The following is a 16,086-nucleotide window of genomic DNA, read 5'->3' as shown; positions in this document are numbered from 1 at the left end:
GAGTAGTGCTCCTTGAGTTGTGCCGCTGGCTGCGGCATCACTGGGTGAAACAGTGGTTCGGCGTGATTAGTTCCCGAGTTGGGGCGCCCCGGCTGTGCATTCGCTGTGAGCTCTCCACGGGCATCCGCTTCGCTACCGAAGCTCGGCCTCTGGCCGCAACCTAATGACCCGTTGCGAACCCTCATCGTTCAGCTCGGCAACATCGCTCCGGGAGGCCAGAAAGTCGGTGAACGAGCGAAAACCGAGGGGCTTTTCGTTGAATGACGGGTCCATTCGGCGCATCTGGTTCTTTACCGTGCCGGTGTTGAGCCATTCGTCGGCGTCGCCCTTGGCGTGGCCGATCTGCAAGGCCCGCACCAGAAGCTCGGTGGCGACTTGCTGCGGGTCGATGTCGTCTGCGGGTTCTGGTTCGTCGAACTGGGTGTCGTCGATGTGCGAGAACGTCGGGATGGTCGATGCCCGACGCGCGCGGCTGCCAGCCTTCTTGGGGGCCTCAGTGGGCGTGGGTTCGATTGCCGTCGCGGGGCTGTCGGCGGCCGCCCCTTTACGGGCCGGAGCGCGCCTTGTCGTTGCGGGCGCAGCAGCCGATTCGGCCTCTGCTGAGCCGGCCGCGACCTTCTCGACGCCCGGCAGCGAGTCGTAGTCTTCGAACTCGTCGCACGCGGCGGCCAGGGAGGTGCTCGTCGAACCTGCCACACCGATGCCCACGACGAACCGCCCGAGCCGTTTCGACTTCTGGGCGAGGGCGATGTAGTCGGAGTCGCCGGCGATGATGATGACGTGGGTGAGGTCGGGCAACCGAAAGAGGTCTTCGACCACGTCGACGGCGAGCCTGATGTCGGCGCCGTTCTTCGTTCCCCGTGTGGTGGTGGTGAAGAGCTGGGTGAGGTCGACGGCGCGCGACATCAGCTGCCGCTGGTAGCTCGCGTTCACCGGAACCGACCAGTCGGCGTAAGCGCGGTTCACCACGAGCGTGCCGAATGAGGCGGCGAAGTCGATGATGGCGTCGAAGTCGACCGTGGCCGCTGCGAGCCGCGCTGCGACCTCAGGGTCGGCGTCTTCGTTCGACTTGTTGAAGTTGCGAATGCCGTCGCGCTGAAACGCGTTGCGGCCGTGCAACTGCTGGTACCGCGAGATGACGATGTTGTCGAAGTCGATGTAGAGGCCGACGCGCGAATCGTTCGGTTCGGTCATAGCTGAACTCCTTAGCAGCGCCGGGCGAACGCCCCGTGGCGAGGTCGCTCCTGGTGCGCTTGTTTCAGTCTGCTGCGCCGGATGCGGCAGAGCAACTCCCGGCACGCGTCACACGACCGTCATGCCTCGGCGAGAGAAGCAGTTTGCGACGAGAGAAGGGTGCGCGACGGGTGCTCTCGTCGCAAACGGGTTCTCTCGTCGCTGCGGGGGTCGTGTGGGGTGGAGGGGGCTAGAGCGGGGTGGTGCGCAGGGTGGTGGCGAGAACGACCTCGGTGGTGCGGGTGATGTGCTGCACGAGGGCGGCATGGGCATCCGCTACCCGGCGGGAGGTGGCGAGCACCATGAGCTGCTCGTGCTCGGTGACCAGGTCGCGTTGTTCTTCGTCGGCCGGCAGGGCGGAGAGCTGGCGGTAGAGCTCAGAGCTGTTGCGAAGTGACGCAGTGATGGCGAGCAGGCGGCGGTTCTCGCAGGCCGAGACGAGGGCTTCGTGAAACGCGGTGTGCGCCTCGCTCCACTCGTCGGTGCTGCCGAAGCCGTCTTGGCGCGGAATGGTGACCTTGGCGAGCACGTGGTGGGCAGAGACGACTCGGGCCTCCCACGCCACGTCTCCTGCCGTTATGGACTGGGTGAGCGCAAGCCCCTCGAGGTTCGTGCGCAGTTCGGTCAGCTCGATCAGATCGCTGCGTGAGATCTCGACGACGCGAAAACCCTGGTTGGGGGAGAGTGTGGCGAGATTGTGCTCGGCCAGGCGGGTGAGCGCCTCACGCAGCACCGACATGCTGACGTCGTGCTTCGCGGCGAGCGGAGCCAGACGCAGCGGGGTGCCGGGCATCAAGGCGCCCGAAACGATGTCGGCCCTGATGCTGTCGTGCACCAGTGCCGCGCGGCTCTGAGTGGCCGGCACGCTGCTCACCGAACGAGCCCTGGAGCACCGGGCGCACGATCGAGGCGCTCGGTATCGTCGTGCTCGAGTCGGCCGGCGGCGTCGTGCTCGAGTCGACCGGCGGCGGAGGTGGCGACCCCGCGGGCGCGGTCGAGCACGGCCCCAGCGACAGCTGCGTCAGCTGCGCCGCCGCGCCACGCGATGTGGCCGTCAGAGCGCACAAGCAGAGCTTCGGCACCGCGATGCCCGATCCCGTCGGCCGCGGTGGCCGGAGTGGCCGCGCTGGCCGGGGTGGCCGCGCTGGCCGGGGTGGCCGGGGTGGCCGCGCTAGCCGGGGTGGCCGCGTTCGCCGGGGTGGCCGTGGTGGCCGGAGTGGCCTCGCTGAGCGCGTCGAAGACCGCGAGGGGCACGCTCCGCTCGGCCGCGGCCGCAACGAACGCACGAGCTAGCTCGCTGTCGGGGTCGGCGAAGAGGGTGAACCCGTCACCGATCAGGTCGTAGACCGAGCGGCCGTCGGCGAGCCAGCGGTGCGGCAGCCGGGCACCCGGCTGGGTTGTGGGTGTGTAGACGACGGCATCGAATTCGGGGCCGGCTTCGGCGTTCTCGGCCGAGTCGGCCCAGATGATCGGCGAGTCGGTGTAGGCGAAGCCCAGAACCAGCCCGAGGCTGTGAAACTCGCTGTCTTTGGCCTGCTGCACCACGGCGCGGGTCTCGGCGGCGCGCGGCCCCTCGAGAAGCGGATCGTCGCGCAGAGTCTCAATGACCGAGAGCGGAATCGCCCGCATGTTCGCGGTGGCGACGGCGACGGTGTGCTCAGCCACCGGCCGGCGCTCGGGCTCGTAGCTCGCCAGCAGCTCTGCGCCGCCCCAGCCGTTGATGGTTGCCGCGAGCTTCCAGCCCAGGTTGACTGCATCGCCGAGGCCGGTGTTGAAGCCGTGGCCGCCCCACGGCGGGTTGAGGTGAGCTGCATCGCCCACCAAGAAGATGCGGATCGTGGCGTACGACTCGGCCACGGCCATCCGCGCCGCCCAGCTGTCTTTGGCCACGATCTCGACGTCGACCGGGTACCCAGTGAGCCGAGAAACGAGCTCGAGAGGGTCTGCGGTTTCGGCGTCTGGCACATTGCCGACGGTCGCCGACCAGGTGCCGTGCTCGTCGAGGCGCATCAGAACGCCTTGCGTCTGGGCGTTGACGACCCAGTAGTGCAGCGCGAACTCGAGGGGCGTCGGCAGATCTTCTTTCACCCGAAAGGTGACGCTCACGTTAGGCGGCAGGTCGACGCCACGCTCGAGCGCGATGCCGGCGCTTCTGCGGGTGACGCCGCTGGCTCCGTCGGCCCCGACCGCGTACGCGCCCGAAACCTGTTCTTCGTGACCGTCGAGCGTGTACGTCACGAGAACGCTGTCTGGCCCCTCGTCTACCGAGGTAACCGCTGCGCCCACGATGAACGTGATGAGTGGCGCGGCCTCCACCTGCTCGCGCAAGATCTGCTCGAGCAGCGGCTGGGCGAGTGCCTGACCGCCTTCAGAGAACAGGTCTTCGCGGTCGGGCGAAATGTTGAAGATGCCCTCGAACGTCGCGAGTTCGGTGCCATTCACGGCCGTGCAGAAGATGGCGCGTCGACTCCAGAAGCGTGAGACGGGTGCCCGATCGCGGATGATCTCGGCAATGCCGAGCCGGCGAAAGTGCTCCATGCTGCGAACGTTCACGGTTTTGGCGCGGGGCCTGGTGTGATCGACCTCGGTGCGCGGCTCGATGATGGTCGACGCGATGCCGTGCCAGGCGAGCTCAAGACCGAGGGTGAGGCCGACGGGGCCGCCGCCGACGATCACGACGGGTGTTGTCTGGGGGGTGTCTGACATGAAAATCCTCACTCGCTTCTTCGCGGTCGATTGTCTGACCCTAACTAAAAATAACTTGTCAATTCAAGGATTATCGAAAATCATTTGACATGTCGTGAATTTTTCGGTGTGATGGAGTCACTACTCGACGGAGAGGACAGCCCCATGGCTATCGACCACAGTGCGTATTTCCGCACGCCCAAGCCACGCCCCATCATTGTTCCGAAGCTGCACCACGCAACTTTCATGACGATGGATGTCGACGCGATGGTGCACTTCTACGAGCTGGTCTGCGGTTTGCAGCCGGTCTACTACGCGGCTCACGCGGCCTGGCTGAGCAACGATGATGCCAACCACCGCATCGCGCTGCTGCGCCTGCCCGGCGTGCACCCGCCCGTCGATAAGCCGCACAGCGCGGGCCTGCACCACACCGCCTTCGAGTACGGCACCTTCGACCAGTGGCTCGACAACTTCATTCGCCTGCGTGACCTGGGCATTCTGCCCACCATCTGTCTCGACCACGGCATGACCATGTCGATGTACTACGCAGACCCCGACGGCAACGGTGTCGAGATTCAGGTCGACGCCTTCCACGACTGGGAGCTGTCGAAAGAGTGGATGTGGGCGTCTGTCGAATTCTCCGAAGACCAGATCGGCGCGCAGTTCGACCCCGAGCAGCTCGTCGCCGCACGTGAATCCGGCCTGAGCGGCGACGAGATTCACGCCGCCGCCCGCCGTGGCGAGTACACGCCCGCCGAACCCCGCCAGCAGATGGTGTTCGACGACCCGTGGCCCGCACGAATCGCCGAAGACCCCGCCCTGGCCGACGGCGTTCCGTTCCCTCCCCAGGAAGGCAACTGATGCGCGTCGCCAACCTCGCCGGCCGCGCAGTGCTCGTCACTGACGGCACGGCGGTCGACATTGCCGAGGCGTCAGACGGCCAGTTCGGCCCCGCACCGCTCGCCGTGTTCGAGCAGTGGGCTGACTTTACGACGTGGGCTCAGGATGCGCAGCTGCCCGCAGGCGCCCCGTTCGACGAGAGCGACCTGCTTGCCCCCGTGCCGAACCCGTCGCAGGTGTTCGCTATCGGTCTGAACTACAAAGACCACGCCGACGAGTCGAAGCTCGCCTACCCAGACGACCTCGTGGTTTTCACGAAGTTCGCTTCATCTCTCGCTGGGCCGAACGTGACCGTCGAGCTGCCGAGCGAGTTCGTCGACTACGAGACCGAGCTTGTGGTGGTCATCGGTGCCGAGACCTACAAGGTCGACGTCGATGAGGCACGAGCATCCATTGCCGGCTATGCGATCGGGCAAGATTACAGCGAGCGTATGGTTCAACGGCGAGGCCCAGCCCCGCAGTTCAGCCTGGGCAAGTCGTACCCCAACTTCGCGCCGTTCGGCCCCGCCATCGTGACCCTCGACGAACTCGACGATCCGGATGCTCTGCGGGTCGAAGCCGTGCTCGAGGGCCCCACGGCAGAAGACCACGGCGGCTCGTGGCAGGTGCAGAACGGCACCACCGCCGATCTGATCTTTCCCGTAGCGCAGATCATCGCCGACCTCTCACAGGTCGTCACACTGCGCCCGGGCGACCTGATCTTCACCGGCACACCCGCCGGCGTCGGAATGGGCCGCGGCATCTTTCTGAAAGCCGGAGACACGCTGACCAGCACGATCTCTGGCCTGGGATCGATCACAAACCGCTTCGTCTGATCCAACGTTATGTATGGCCCACCTGCCGCCACGCGCGACACGAATGAAAGGGGGGATCGCTGATGATCTCCGCTAAGAAAGTGATTATTTCGACTGCCGTGACGGGGTCGGTTCATGTTCCGTCGATGAGTGAGTTTTTGCCTATCACGCCTGATCAGATTGGTCAGGCGGCGGTGGAGTCGGCTCAGGCTGGGGCTGCGATCATTCATTTGCATGCCCGGCATGCGGTGGATGGTAGCCCGGCGTTCGAGCCGGAGGTGTTCGGTGAGTTCTTGCCGCGGATCGCGGCCGAGACTGATGCGGTGGTGAACATCTCTACTGGTGGTGCGTCGTCGATGACGGTGCAGGAGCGGCTCGCTGCGGCGACGACGTTCAGCCCGGAGTTGGCGTCGTTGAACATGGGCACGATGAACTTCGTGGCCGCGGGTGCTGCAGCACGCATCACGGATTGGCGGTTCGAGTGGGAGAAGCAGTTTCTCGAGAACACGTATAAGAACCCGTTCAAGAACACGTTCGATCAGATCGAGTACACGCTCAAAGAGTTGGGCGAGGGTCAGGGTACCCGGTTCGAGTTCGAGTGTTACGACATCGGTCACTTGTACTCGTTGGCGCATTTCGTCGACCGCGGGTTGGTGAAGGCGCCGTTTCTGATTCAGGGTGTGTTCGGGGTGCTGGGCGGTATCGGCGCTGATCACGCGAACCTCAGTCACATGGTGACCATCGCCGACAAGCTGTTCGGCAACGATTATCATTTCTCGGCGTTCGCTGCTGGGCGCACCCAGTTTCAGTTCGCCACGCACAGTGCGTGGTTGGGTGGGCATGTGCGGGTCGGGCTCGAAGACAATTTGTACATTCGCAAGGGTGTGAAGTCGTCGTCGAATGCGGAGCAGGTCACGAAGATGGTCGGGGTGCTCGAAGACCTCGGCCGTGACATCGCGACCCCTGACGAGGCCCGCGACATGCTTGGCTTGAAAGGCAAAGCCGCCACCAACATCTGACACCCGAACAGATGACGTGCGTCAGGGGTCTGTGCCGAGCATCCACTCGGCACAGGCCCCTTTCGCGCGCGTGCCCGCGCCGCAACGCGATCGACTTGACGCACAAGCACCCCACAGCGCGGTTTAGCGTGCTTTTGCGTCAAATCGAAAGCGTCGCGAGGCCAGAGGTGAGTCGGGCCCGGGTTACGAAGGCCCGGAGCTAGGCGAAGGCCCGGGGTTAGACGAAAGCCGGGGTTAGACGAAGGCGGAGACGCCCGTGATGGAGCGGCCGATGATGAGCGCCTGCATGGTCTCGGTGCCCTCGTAGGTGTGGATCGCCTCGATGTCGGCCATGTGCCGCGCAACGCGGTTGTCGAGCAGGATGCCGTTGCCGCCCATGAGGTCGCGGGCGTTCGCCGCGATGACGCGAGCCGTGCGGGTGCAGGTGTACTTCGCCAGGCTGGCTTGTTCTGAGGTGAGGGTGCCCGCTTCATCCCGAGCTGTCATTTGAAAGCAGATGAGCTGCATTGACGTCAGTTCGCTCAGCATGCGGGCCAGACGCTCCTGCACGATCTGCGAGGCGGCGAGCGGGCGGCCGAATTGGATGCGCTGCTTCGCGTAGTGCACAGCCGTCTCATAACAGGCGATGGCGTGACCGAGCGCGGACCAGGCGACGCCGAGGCGGGTGGCGAGCAGCACGCGTGAGGTGTCTTTGAACGAGTTGCCGCCCGGCAGCTTGTTCTCGGCCGGAATCACGGCGTCGATCAGCTCGATGTGCGCCTGCCAGATGGCCCGCAGGGCCGACTTGCGCTCGATGACGCGGCCCGTGTAGCCGGGGGTGTTCTGCTCGACGAGGTAGCCGTGCACCTGGCCGTCGTCGCCGCGTGCCCAGATGACGGTGACGCCGCCGATGGAGCCGTTGCCGATCCACTTCTTGTGGCCGTTCAGCACGAAGGTGTCGCCCTCGGTGCGGGCGGTGGTCTCGAGGCTCACCGAGTCGGAACCGTGGGTGGGCTCGGTGAGACCGAAGGCGCCGTACTCGTCGGCGCGTGCGAGGCTCGCCATCCAGCGGGCCTTCTGCTCGTCAGAGCCCAGCAGGTCGATGCTGCGCAGGGCGAGGCCACCCTGAACGGCGATGACGGTGGCCATCGAGCCGTCGCCGCGGCTGACCTCCATCATGACGAGGCCGGCGGCGAGCTTGCTCTGCGCTGAGAAGCCGTCGATGTTGATGCCGTCGCGCAGCAGGTCGAGTTCGCCCAGGCGGCGCACGAGGTGCAGGGGGTACTCCGAGCGGTCCCAGTAGTCGGCGATGACGGGCAGTACCTCGTCTTGAACGAAGCCTCGGGCGCGGTTCCAGTGGGCGCGGTCGTCGTCGTTGATCGACTCGAAGAGGCCGGCGGGGTCGGGGTTCAGCGGCTCGACGAGTTCGTAGGTGGGTTCGTCGGTGCCGACGGGGGTGGGGGCGGGGGCCATGAGGTGTGTCCTGTTCTGGGTCGTGTGGGGGCTATTGATGCCGGTGTGGCGAGGGGCGCAGCGGGTCAGGCCGGCAGGCTGGCTACTCCTGCCGGGTGAAAGCGCAGGCCCGTCATGCGTTCGGCGGCACCCGTGCGGTCGAGCAGGGGAGTGAGGCCGCCGAGGTGTGGCGGGTAATTGGCGCCGAGAATCATGCAGAGGTCGATGTCTTCGGCCGAGTGCGCGGCGCCCTCGTCGAGCATGATGGCGGCCTCTTCGGCCCACGCGTCGAGCACGGCGGTGAGCAGGTCGGCCGGAGGTTCGGGCGAATTCTCGGGTGCGAACTCGGGAGTGCTGACGGTGGCCGACGCAGCGCTCGGAGTCACGGCTGCGGCGGGCGCGCCCTCGGTAAGGGTGGAGGTGGTGGCGGCAGGCGTGGCGGTCGATGCGGCGGCGGCCGAGGCCGAGGCCGAGGTCGAGGTGACCGCTGGTGCCGTGGCAGCCACGAAGTACTCGCGGGCGGAGTCGGTGAGCCGGGCATCCCGAGTCAGCAGCTCGCGCACGTCGTGCTCGACCAGGTTCGCGAGGCACTGGGGAACGCGGAAGCGGTCGGGGTAGGCCTCGGCCATGGTCTCGCAGACGTGCAGTTGCACCGCCGGGCCGACGAACTGCAGCAGCGCGATGGGCGTCATCGGCAGCGCGAGCGGGGCAAGGGCGGCGTCGGCGGCCTCGATGGGCAGGCCGTCATCTACCGCGCCGAGCACCACGCTGTACATGCGGGTGAGCAGGCGGTTCACGACGAATCCGGGTTTGTCGGCCACGAGCACCGGCACGCGGTCGAGGCGTCGGGCGAGGGATGTCGCGGTCTCGACGGTCTCGTCAGAGGTACGCGTGCCGCGCACCACCTCGAGCAGCGGAACGGTGCCCACGGGGTTGAACACGTGAAAACCGACAACGCGCTCGGGGTGCGCGAGCCCTTCGGCGAGTTGGTCGATCGAAAGCGAGCTGGTGTTAGTGGCGAGCAGTGCCGTGGGCGACAGGTGCTTCTCGAGGTTGGCGAACACGCCGCGCTTGACCTGGAGATTCTCGAAGACGGCTTCGATGACGAAGTCGGCGTCGGCGAGGGCGGAGACGTCGGTGGTGCCGCTGATCAGGGCTTTCAGCTCGGGCAGATCGTCGGCGGCGATCTTGCCGCGCGAGGAGAGACGGTCGAGGCGGTCGCGCACCGCTGCGATGCCCTTTTCGACGCGGGCGTCGTCGAGGTCGGTGATGGTGACCGGAATGCGCCCGAACTGAATGAGCAGGGTCGCGAGCTGCGATGCCATAAGGCCTGCGCCTACGACGCCTGCGGTGCGTACTGCGGTGCCGCCGGCCGCGGTTGCCTCAGCTCCGGCTTTCGGCTTCTTCGACCGGCTGCGAACGAGCTCGCGGGAGTACATGCTCGCGCGGGCTTCGTTCGTCATCAGCGCGTCGGCGAAGGCAGCGGTGGTGGCCGCGCGAACCTCGGCGGGCGTGGAGGTGGGGACGTCGAGTACGAGTTGCGCGGCGAGGCGCACGGCAGGCCGCGGGTCGGCGAGTGCGGTCGCGAAGGCCGGGTCGGTTGCAGACGGTGTGGTGGCTGTGCCGGTGGTGGGTGCGGTGGTCGTGGCCGCTGCGGCTCGCGAGGTTTCGGGGGTGTTGTCAGAAGTGGATGCTGCTGTGCCGGTGCCGGTGCCGGTGCCGGTGCCGGTGGTTGTGTCGGAATCGTCTGCGGCGGCCAGGGCGGCGCCCACCCACTGGCGCCAGGCCGCATCCCACCCGGCCGGGTCGTCGGCAGGGGCAGGAATCACGGCGTCGATCAGCCCGAGCTCAACGGCCCGAGCAATCGGAGTGCCCGCGCCGCCACGAAGGGGCTGGCGCACGGCGATGTCGAGCGCGGCGGCCTGGCCCGCGCGGCGAGCGACGGCTGCTGATCCGCCCCAGCCGGGCAGCAGCCCGAGCCCGACTTCGGGCAGCGCGAACGGGCCGGCGTCTGGTCGCGCGAAGACGGTCGCTGCGCTCAGGGCGAGCTCGAGCCCGCCGCCGCGCGCCGCGCCGGTCAGCACGGTGAAGGTCGGGCTCGGGATGCCCGTGATCGCCTCGATGGCATCGAACCCGCGCCCGGCAACCCGAACCGCCTCGGCGTGGTCACCAATGCCCGACATGGAGCTCAGATCGGCGCCGGCGGCGAACGTGCCGGGCGAACCGATGAGAACGACGGCGTCGAACTCGCCCGTCGTAGGCACGGCAGCAATGAGGGCGGCGAGCTCAGACTCGCCCCAGATGACGGGGCGGGAGGGGCTGGCCGGTTGCAGGTCGATCAGGTAGGAGGGCAGCTGCCGGCCGGGCAGCACCTCGGTTCGTGTGGTGACAGTGAGCGTGGTGGGGCGCAATTCGGGCATGGCTCTCAGTAAAGCCTGGTACTCAGTGCCTTGTCAAGGTACGCGGTACCATCAGCCGCGTGCCGCGTGCCGCGTGCCGCGTGCCGCGTGCCGCGTGCCGCGTGCCGCGTGCCGCGTGCCGCGTGCCGCGTGCCGCGTGCCGCGTGCCGCGTGCCGCGTGCCGCGTGCTGAGATGGCCGCGCCTCGCGTGCAGGGCGCCACTTGCGCATGCCACTGGTCGCGGGGCACGCGCGACGAGCTACGCGTCGAGGGCGTTCGTGATGGCCTCGAGAATGGCGGCAGGGTCGGTGGTGGGATCGAAGACGGAGACCAGCACGGCGGGGGCGGAGGGCCGGGCATCCGGCAGCAGCATCGGGGTGAAGACAGCGACGATGCTGCGCAGCTCGCGCCGCAGAAGGGCGGTGCGTTCGGTGTCGGGGTCGCTCAGCCACTGACGTAACACCTGATTGTGCACGGCCACGATGCTCGAAGCAAACGCTACGGCGCCGTATTCGCGGCGAGGTGAGTCGGGCAGGGCGGTCAGCAGGTATCGGGCGAACTCGCGTTCGTAGCGTCGGGTGGTGATGAATTCGCGGTCGCGCAGCGAGGCGACGTTATGCAGCAGGGAGAATCGGGCGAGCGACGTTTCGCGGCGTCTGACGTGGTGATCGAACACGAGTTGTCCGGCTTCGGCAACGGCTATGAGCGGGTTTCCGGTGGCCTCGGCGAGGCTCAGGTTCACGCGGCTGAGCAGGGTTTCGTGGTCGGCGAAGACGATGTCGTCTTTCGATTTGAAGCGGCGAAAGAAGGTGGTGCGACTCATTCCGGCGGCGGCGGCGATCTCTTCGACCGTGGTGTTGTCGTAGCCGTTTCGCGCCAGCAGGGCGATGGCGGCGCCGGATGGGTCAGCGGCGGCGGCACTGGAGGCGCTGGCGGCTGGCCTCGTGGGCGGCGTGCTTGCGGAGCTCGGGGTGGCAGCTGCATCAGGCATGACGGTCAACTTACACGGCGTAGCGGTGCGCGGGTGTGCGCGTAGGGGTTTGCGGGCTCAGGCGGAGGCGGAGGCGGGTCGGGCTGGAGTCGCGGATCGCCCGATCGACAGCGAGTGCGCGCGCCGAGGCGGATGCGGGTCGCGCAGGAGTCGCGGATCGCCCGATCGATAACGAGGGCGCGCGCTGAGGCGGTCAGGGGCCGAGCAGCAGCGCGGCAGCGAGCGTGAGTACCGCGAGAGCCGCGGGCCCGAACGTCTTCATGCGGTCGGAGATGGTGATGCCGACAACCGCATCGAGGGCCTGAACCACGGTCATCGCCAGCGCCATCACGAACAAGGCACTCACTGTGTGCACGGCGAGCACCACGATTACCCCTCCCACGAGAGCGATGCTTCGACTGAGCGAGTATTTTGCGTACACATCTCGGTTCGGCCCGCGCAGTGCCGCCAGCGAGAAACCCAGACTCGTCAGTGCACTCGCGGCAGTCAGGGCGAAACACAGCCAGAACCAGACATTCAGTTCTGTAAAAGAACTGTTCTCTATATGAATCATACTCTCACTGTAGAATTGCCCGATGGATCCGTCAACCCACTACGCCTCGGGTTACCTGCTGACGAAGATCGGCCAGCTCACCTCCGCCCGCTTCGCCGAGCGCCTCGAAACGCTCGGCATCAGGCCGAAGCACTTCGGCCTGCTCCTGGCGGTGAACTCGATGCCGCCCGGCCCGCAAACCGCGCTCGGCCAGGCGCTCGGTGTCGTGCCGAGCGCCATAGTGACCATGCTCGACGACCTCGAAGAGCGAAACGCAGTGGCGCGCGTCGCCGACCCTACAAGTCGTCGCAGTTTCGTCATCGAACTCACCGCTGTGGGGCGCGAACTGCTGAATGACGCGGCGCGCCTGGGCGACGAAGTCGATGCAGAACTACTCGGCAGCCTCGATATGGATGCCCGCGCCGCCCTCCAGCGCACCCTCGAACGCGTGGCGACGCAGAACGGCCTCATCGCCGCCGCCAAATAGAGCCACCCCCCCCACCAACGAGGGGCCCTCGCACTGGGGCGCGAAACGGGCGAATCGGCACTCGTACGCTAGCAATTGCGGCGATCGTTGCGATCGCTCTCGATACGAGACAAGGCTTTCGCTTCTATGAGTTCACCCGAATCTGCTGCCGAACATCCCGCCGACTCCGCGCCGAAACACGAAGAGAATGCTCAGGCCAGACGCGGGCTTACTCGTCGCGACGTGTCGGTTGCCGCCGAGTGGGCTGTGCCGGTGATTGCGTCGGCGATGTCGCGCTGACCCGGTCGCGCCCAGATTCTGACGGCCTGGATGCCCGGCCGCACTCACCCGCACGCTGCACCGAGCGGCGAACGCGCGACCCGCTGACCGGAACCCCCGCGGGCGGCTCGCCCCGAGGGCGCCTAGGGCGGGGCTGATACCGTGGAAGCGTGCAACCACGCCGCCGACAAGTGAGCCGCGTCGTCGCCATAGCGGCCGGTGTCGCCGCATTCGCCCTGCTGGCGATCACAGCGCTGGCGCCGCCCGCGCTGCCTGTGCACCAGGCGTATGCGGGGTCGAGCGTGCAGGGCACATTGCAGGTGATCAGTGTGCCGGGCACGGCGACCGGCATCAGAGTGACCCGCGACGACTACTCGGCAACTTCAGGCCTCCAGACTTTCGAAGCCGGCACCACCAACCGCGACTGGGCGAAACTGGTGATGTTTCTGGCCGGATTTCCGGTGAGCGATTCGAACGTCACCGTCATGATGCGCTGGATGCGGCAAGAGAACGGGCCGAACGATTGGTGGAATCGCAACAATCCGCTGAACAACGGCTGGGGTTCGGGCGGGGGCAGCGGGTTCGGCAGCTACGACAACCTCGTGACGGCGGCCGAGAACGCGGCAGAGGCATTGCACAGCAACAGCGGCTATTCGGGAATCGTCGCCGGATTCGCGGCCAGTGCGCCCACTGCCCAGATCGAGCAGGCCATTTGGGCCTCGCCATGGGCCACCAGCCATTACGCGAACGGAGCACACTGGTCGTACACGCCTGTACCCGAATACTCGTCGCCGGCCGGTACCTGGTAGCAGGCACGTGGTGACCCGAGTCTGGTAGCCGCCACGTGGTAACCCGAGCCTGGTAGCTCGCGACCCTCACCGTCGCAATCGTTGGTGGGATTGCTACAAATCCTCAGCACGATGTTTAGACCCATCTCGCCCGACGCGAAGCCCGTTCGAATGTTTCAGTTGAACGAGTATCGACCTCACTAGGAGAACCACGCATGAAGCCGCTGCAGAACCGTACCGTCGCCGTCACCGGAATCGGCGTTGTGACGCCGGCAGGAGTCGGGGTCGACGCGTTCTGGCAGAGCCTGCTGGCCCCCGCCGTCGACGGCAACGTTCGACGGGTCGACGAAGAAAAGCTCAATGCGCGCCGGGTGATGACGCACAAAACCGCGAAGAACTCTGACATCAATGTGCACTTCGCGGTGGTGGCGGCCGACGAGGCACTGCGTGATGCGGGCCTGCTGGCGGATGCCCGTTCCGACGCCCCCGCAGAAAGCGACACTCAGGCGCTTGTCGACACGGTCGACCTCGATCGCGCGGCGGTGTCGATGGGCACCGGAATCGGCGGAATCCAGACGTTCGCGGCCCAGGCCGACGTGCTGCGTGACCGTGGGGAACGCCTCGTCTCACCCCACACGGTGCCCATGGTGATGCCGAACGCTGCGGCGGGCGCTCTGAGTATTCGGTTCGGCATGAGGGGTACGGCATCCACTGTCACCACCGCCTGCGCCGCAGGAACAGACGCCATCGCAGCCGGCGCCCGGCTCATTGCGCAGGGCTTCGCCGACGTCGTGCTGGCGGGCGGCACCGATTCGAGCCTCACTCCGGTGTGCATCGCGGGCTTCGGCAACATGCGCGCACTCTCGAAGAGCGGCATCTCGCGCCCCTTCGACCGCGACCGCGACGGCCTCGCTGCGTCTGAAGGATGCGGAATGCTGGTTCTCGAGCCGCTCGAGCGCGCCGTGGCACGGGGCGCGCACGTGTACATGACCATCGAGGGTGCAGCGTCGACGGCGGATGCCTACCACGTCACCGCGCCGGCGCCCAATGGCAGGGGCGCCGAGCGCACCATGCGGTTGGCCCTAGAAGACGCCGGCTTACGCCCCGAAGACATCACGCACATCAACGCGCACGGAACCTCGACCGGCCTGAACGACGCTGCCGAAAGCGAAGCCGTGTCGCGGTTGTTCGGCGCCGACGCGCCCGTGCTCACCAGCATCAAGGGTGTGACCGGGCATTCGTTCGGGGCTGCTGGGGCGATTGAGGCCGTGGCCGTGGCGTTGACCATCGCGAATGAGACGGTGCCGCCGACCGCGGGGCTGGTGAACCAAGACGAGGCGATCACGCTCGACATTGCTCGCGAGCCGCGGCCGTGGGTTCCGGGGCCGGTGCTCTCGAACAGCTTCGGCTTCGGCGGGCACAACGGCAGCATCGTGTTCGTGCCTGCCTCGGCCTCGGCTTCCTGACGCGGTGGCAGCCGTCGGCCGGCCTGGCGGCGCACCCGACGCTGCCTCCATCGGTAGCATCGGGGTGCTCGGCGCCGGGCGCATGGGGCTGCCGATTGCGGTGAACCTCGCCGCGGCCGGCTACGAGGTGACGGCGTTCGACGTCAATTCGGCTCGGGATGCCGCACTCGACGCTGCCGCAATACGCCGTTCACCGGGCATCCGTGCACTCTGCCGCGACAGCGATCTGCTGATCACCGTGCTGCCTGGCGCGCCAGAACTCGGTCAGGCGATGGCACCGGATGCTCTGCTCTCGTACGACGCAGGGGCACCCCCTTCGCGCGGCGGTGGAGCGCTCGCGGCCATGAGACCGGGCGCGATATGGCTCGACTTGACCAGTGGTGACCCGCGGATGGCCGCAGAGCTCGCCACGGTCGCTGCGGCGCGCGGCATCGGCTACGTCGAAGCGCCGATGGGTGGGGGTGTGACCGCGGCCCGAGATGCCGCGCTGTCGTTCTGCGTGGCGGGCGCCGAGGCCGCTGTCGCGCGGGTGCGGCCGGTGTTGGCCGCGCTCGGGGCGAACGTCGGCGCGAGCGAGCCGGCGAGCATCCGGTACCTGGGCGAACAGCCGGGAGCGGGCCAGACGGCAAAACTGCTCGCGAACCTACTGTGGTTCGGGCAGAGCATCGCGGTCACCGAGGCCCTGCTGCTCGGCCAGGCGCTGGGCCTTGATCTCGCGACGCTGCGCGACACGCTGGCGGTGAGCGCGGGTGGCAGCCAGTTCATCGACCGGCATCTCGGCTACCTGCTGCGGGGCGACTATCTCGAAGACTTCGGCATCGGCCGCGTCGTCGAAGAGCTGCAAACCGTCGTGGCGCTCGCCGGCGAGACCGGCACGCCGTTCGAGCTGTCGGCTCAGGTGTTGCGGATGCACCGCGAGGCCCTTGCGCGTTTCGGCGCGGTCGGTGGCGAATTACTGGCGGCGAAGCTTCTCGAGCAGCGCGCCGCTACGACCTTGCGCATTGCCGACGAGAGATGACTCGCATCGCCGTGTCAACGGGTCGGCGCGAATGACCGGCAGGCCACGACGCACCCGCTTTGACAGGCGGCCGAGAAGTTCGGTG

Annotated in this window: 15 protein-coding genes; 8 read left to right on the top strand and 7 right to left on the bottom strand. The window is 67.1% G+C overall.

Features of this window, described 5'->3' with window-relative positions; genetic code table 11:
- Nucleotides 1–132 precede the first annotated feature (132 nt).
- From IEX24_RS07105 to IEX24_RS07095, 3 genes are all read right to left on the bottom strand, one after another.
- Complete coding sequence (locus IEX24_RS07105) at nt 133–1,194, bottom strand: NYN domain-containing protein (protein ID WP_188675771.1); 1,062 nt, start codon at nt 1,192–1,194, stop codon at nt 133–135.
- Between the two features lie 229 nt (nt 1,195–1,423).
- Nucleotides 1,424–2,107 (bottom strand): GntR family transcriptional regulator, encoded by a 684-nt coding sequence (locus IEX24_RS07100; protein WP_188675770.1) that lies wholly within the window; start codon nt 2,105–2,107, stop codon nt 1,424–1,426.
- A complete protein-coding gene (locus tag IEX24_RS07095; protein WP_188675769.1) occupies nt 2,104–3,939 on the bottom strand; it encodes an FAD-dependent monooxygenase in 1,836 nt (611 codons plus the stop codon). Before IEX24_RS07095 ends, IEX24_RS07100 begins: the two co-directional genes overlap by 4 nt.
- Nucleotides 3,940–4,083: 144 nt before the next feature.
- On the opposite strand from IEX24_RS07095, the gene IEX24_RS07090 reads away from it, so the two are divergent.
- The 3 genes from IEX24_RS07090 to kce all read left to right on the top strand — a co-directional run bounded on the left by IEX24_RS07090 (nt 4,084) and on the right by kce (nt 6,631).
- Complete coding sequence (locus IEX24_RS07090) at nt 4,084–4,779, top strand: VOC family protein (RefSeq protein WP_188675768.1); 696 nt, start codon at nt 4,084–4,086, stop codon at nt 4,777–4,779.
- The gene (locus tag IEX24_RS07085; protein ID WP_188675767.1) at nt 4,779–5,633 is read left to right on the top strand and encodes a fumarylacetoacetate hydrolase family protein; all 855 of its coding nucleotides are present in this window, start codon (nt 4,779–4,781) and stop codon (nt 5,631–5,633) included. The genes IEX24_RS07090 and IEX24_RS07085 overlap by 1 nt, the downstream gene beginning before the upstream one ends.
- A 62-nt stretch (nt 5,634–5,695) precedes the next feature.
- Nucleotides 5,696–6,631 carry a 3,5-dioxohexanoate:acetyl-CoA acetone transferase gene (gene kce / locus IEX24_RS07080; RefSeq protein WP_188675766.1) on the top strand — a complete coding sequence of 312 codons (936 nt, stop codon included), beginning with the start codon at nt 5,696–5,698 and terminating at the stop codon, nt 6,629–6,631.
- A 234-nt stretch (nt 6,632–6,865) separates the two neighbouring features.
- Here the strand turns inward: kce and IEX24_RS07075 are convergent, their stop codons facing one another.
- The 4 genes from IEX24_RS07075 to IEX24_RS19535 form a co-directional block, all read right to left on the bottom strand.
- The gene (locus tag IEX24_RS07075) at nt 6,866–8,083 is read right to left on the bottom strand and encodes an acyl-CoA dehydrogenase family protein (protein ID WP_188675765.1); all 1,218 of its coding nucleotides are present in this window, start codon (nt 8,081–8,083) and stop codon (nt 6,866–6,868) included.
- A gap of 65 nt (nt 8,084–8,148) precedes the next feature.
- Complete coding sequence (locus IEX24_RS07070; RefSeq protein WP_188675763.1) at nt 8,149–10,482, bottom strand: 3-hydroxyacyl-CoA dehydrogenase NAD-binding domain-containing protein; 2,334 nt, start codon at nt 10,480–10,482, stop codon at nt 8,149–8,151.
- 238 nt (nt 10,483–10,720) lie between these two features.
- Nucleotides 10,721–11,452 (bottom strand): TetR/AcrR family transcriptional regulator, encoded by a 732-nt coding sequence (locus IEX24_RS07065; protein WP_188675762.1) that lies wholly within the window; start codon nt 11,450–11,452, stop codon nt 10,721–10,723.
- Nucleotides 11,453–11,645: 193 nt separating this feature from the next.
- Entirely contained in the window at nt 11,646–12,005 is a 360-nt protein-coding gene (locus IEX24_RS19535; protein WP_229715148.1) for a hypothetical protein, read from the bottom strand.
- A 22-nt stretch (nt 12,006–12,027) separates the two neighbouring features.
- Between IEX24_RS19535 and IEX24_RS07055 the strand changes: the two genes are divergently transcribed.
- The 5 genes from IEX24_RS07055 (at nt 12,028) to IEX24_RS07035 (ending at nt 16,001) form a co-directional block, all read left to right on the top strand.
- Nucleotides 12,028–12,471: a MarR family winged helix-turn-helix transcriptional regulator gene (locus IEX24_RS07055; protein WP_188675761.1), complete on the top strand. Its 444-nt coding sequence runs from the start codon at nt 12,028–12,030 to the stop codon at nt 12,469–12,471.
- A gap of 126 nt (nt 12,472–12,597) precedes the next feature.
- Entirely contained in the window at nt 12,598–12,750 is a 153-nt protein-coding gene (locus IEX24_RS07050; protein ID WP_188675751.1) for a hypothetical protein, read from the top strand.
- 149 nt (nt 12,751–12,899) lie between these two features.
- Complete coding sequence (locus tag IEX24_RS07045; RefSeq protein WP_188675747.1) at nt 12,900–13,538, top strand: hypothetical protein; 639 nt, start codon at nt 12,900–12,902, stop codon at nt 13,536–13,538.
- 194 nt (nt 13,539–13,732) lie between these two features.
- A complete protein-coding gene (locus IEX24_RS07040) occupies nt 13,733–14,983 on the top strand; it encodes a beta-ketoacyl-[acyl-carrier-protein] synthase family protein (protein WP_188675744.1) in 1,251 nt (416 codons plus the stop codon).
- A 4-nt stretch (nt 14,984–14,987) separates the two neighbouring features.
- Nucleotides 14,988–16,001, top strand: a complete 1,014-nt coding sequence (locus IEX24_RS07035) for an NAD(P)-dependent oxidoreductase (protein WP_188675742.1) — start codon at nt 14,988–14,990, stop codon at nt 15,999–16,001.
- Nucleotides 16,002–16,086 lie beyond the last annotated feature (85 nt).

The sequence above is a fragment of the Subtercola lobariae genome, assembly GCF_014640255.1.
Lineage (GTDB): Bacteria > Actinomycetota > Actinomycetes > Actinomycetales > Microbacteriaceae > Subtercola > Subtercola lobariae.
Note: the sequence above shows the minus strand (reverse complement) of the source record. Positions and strands in the feature narration are given on the sequence as shown.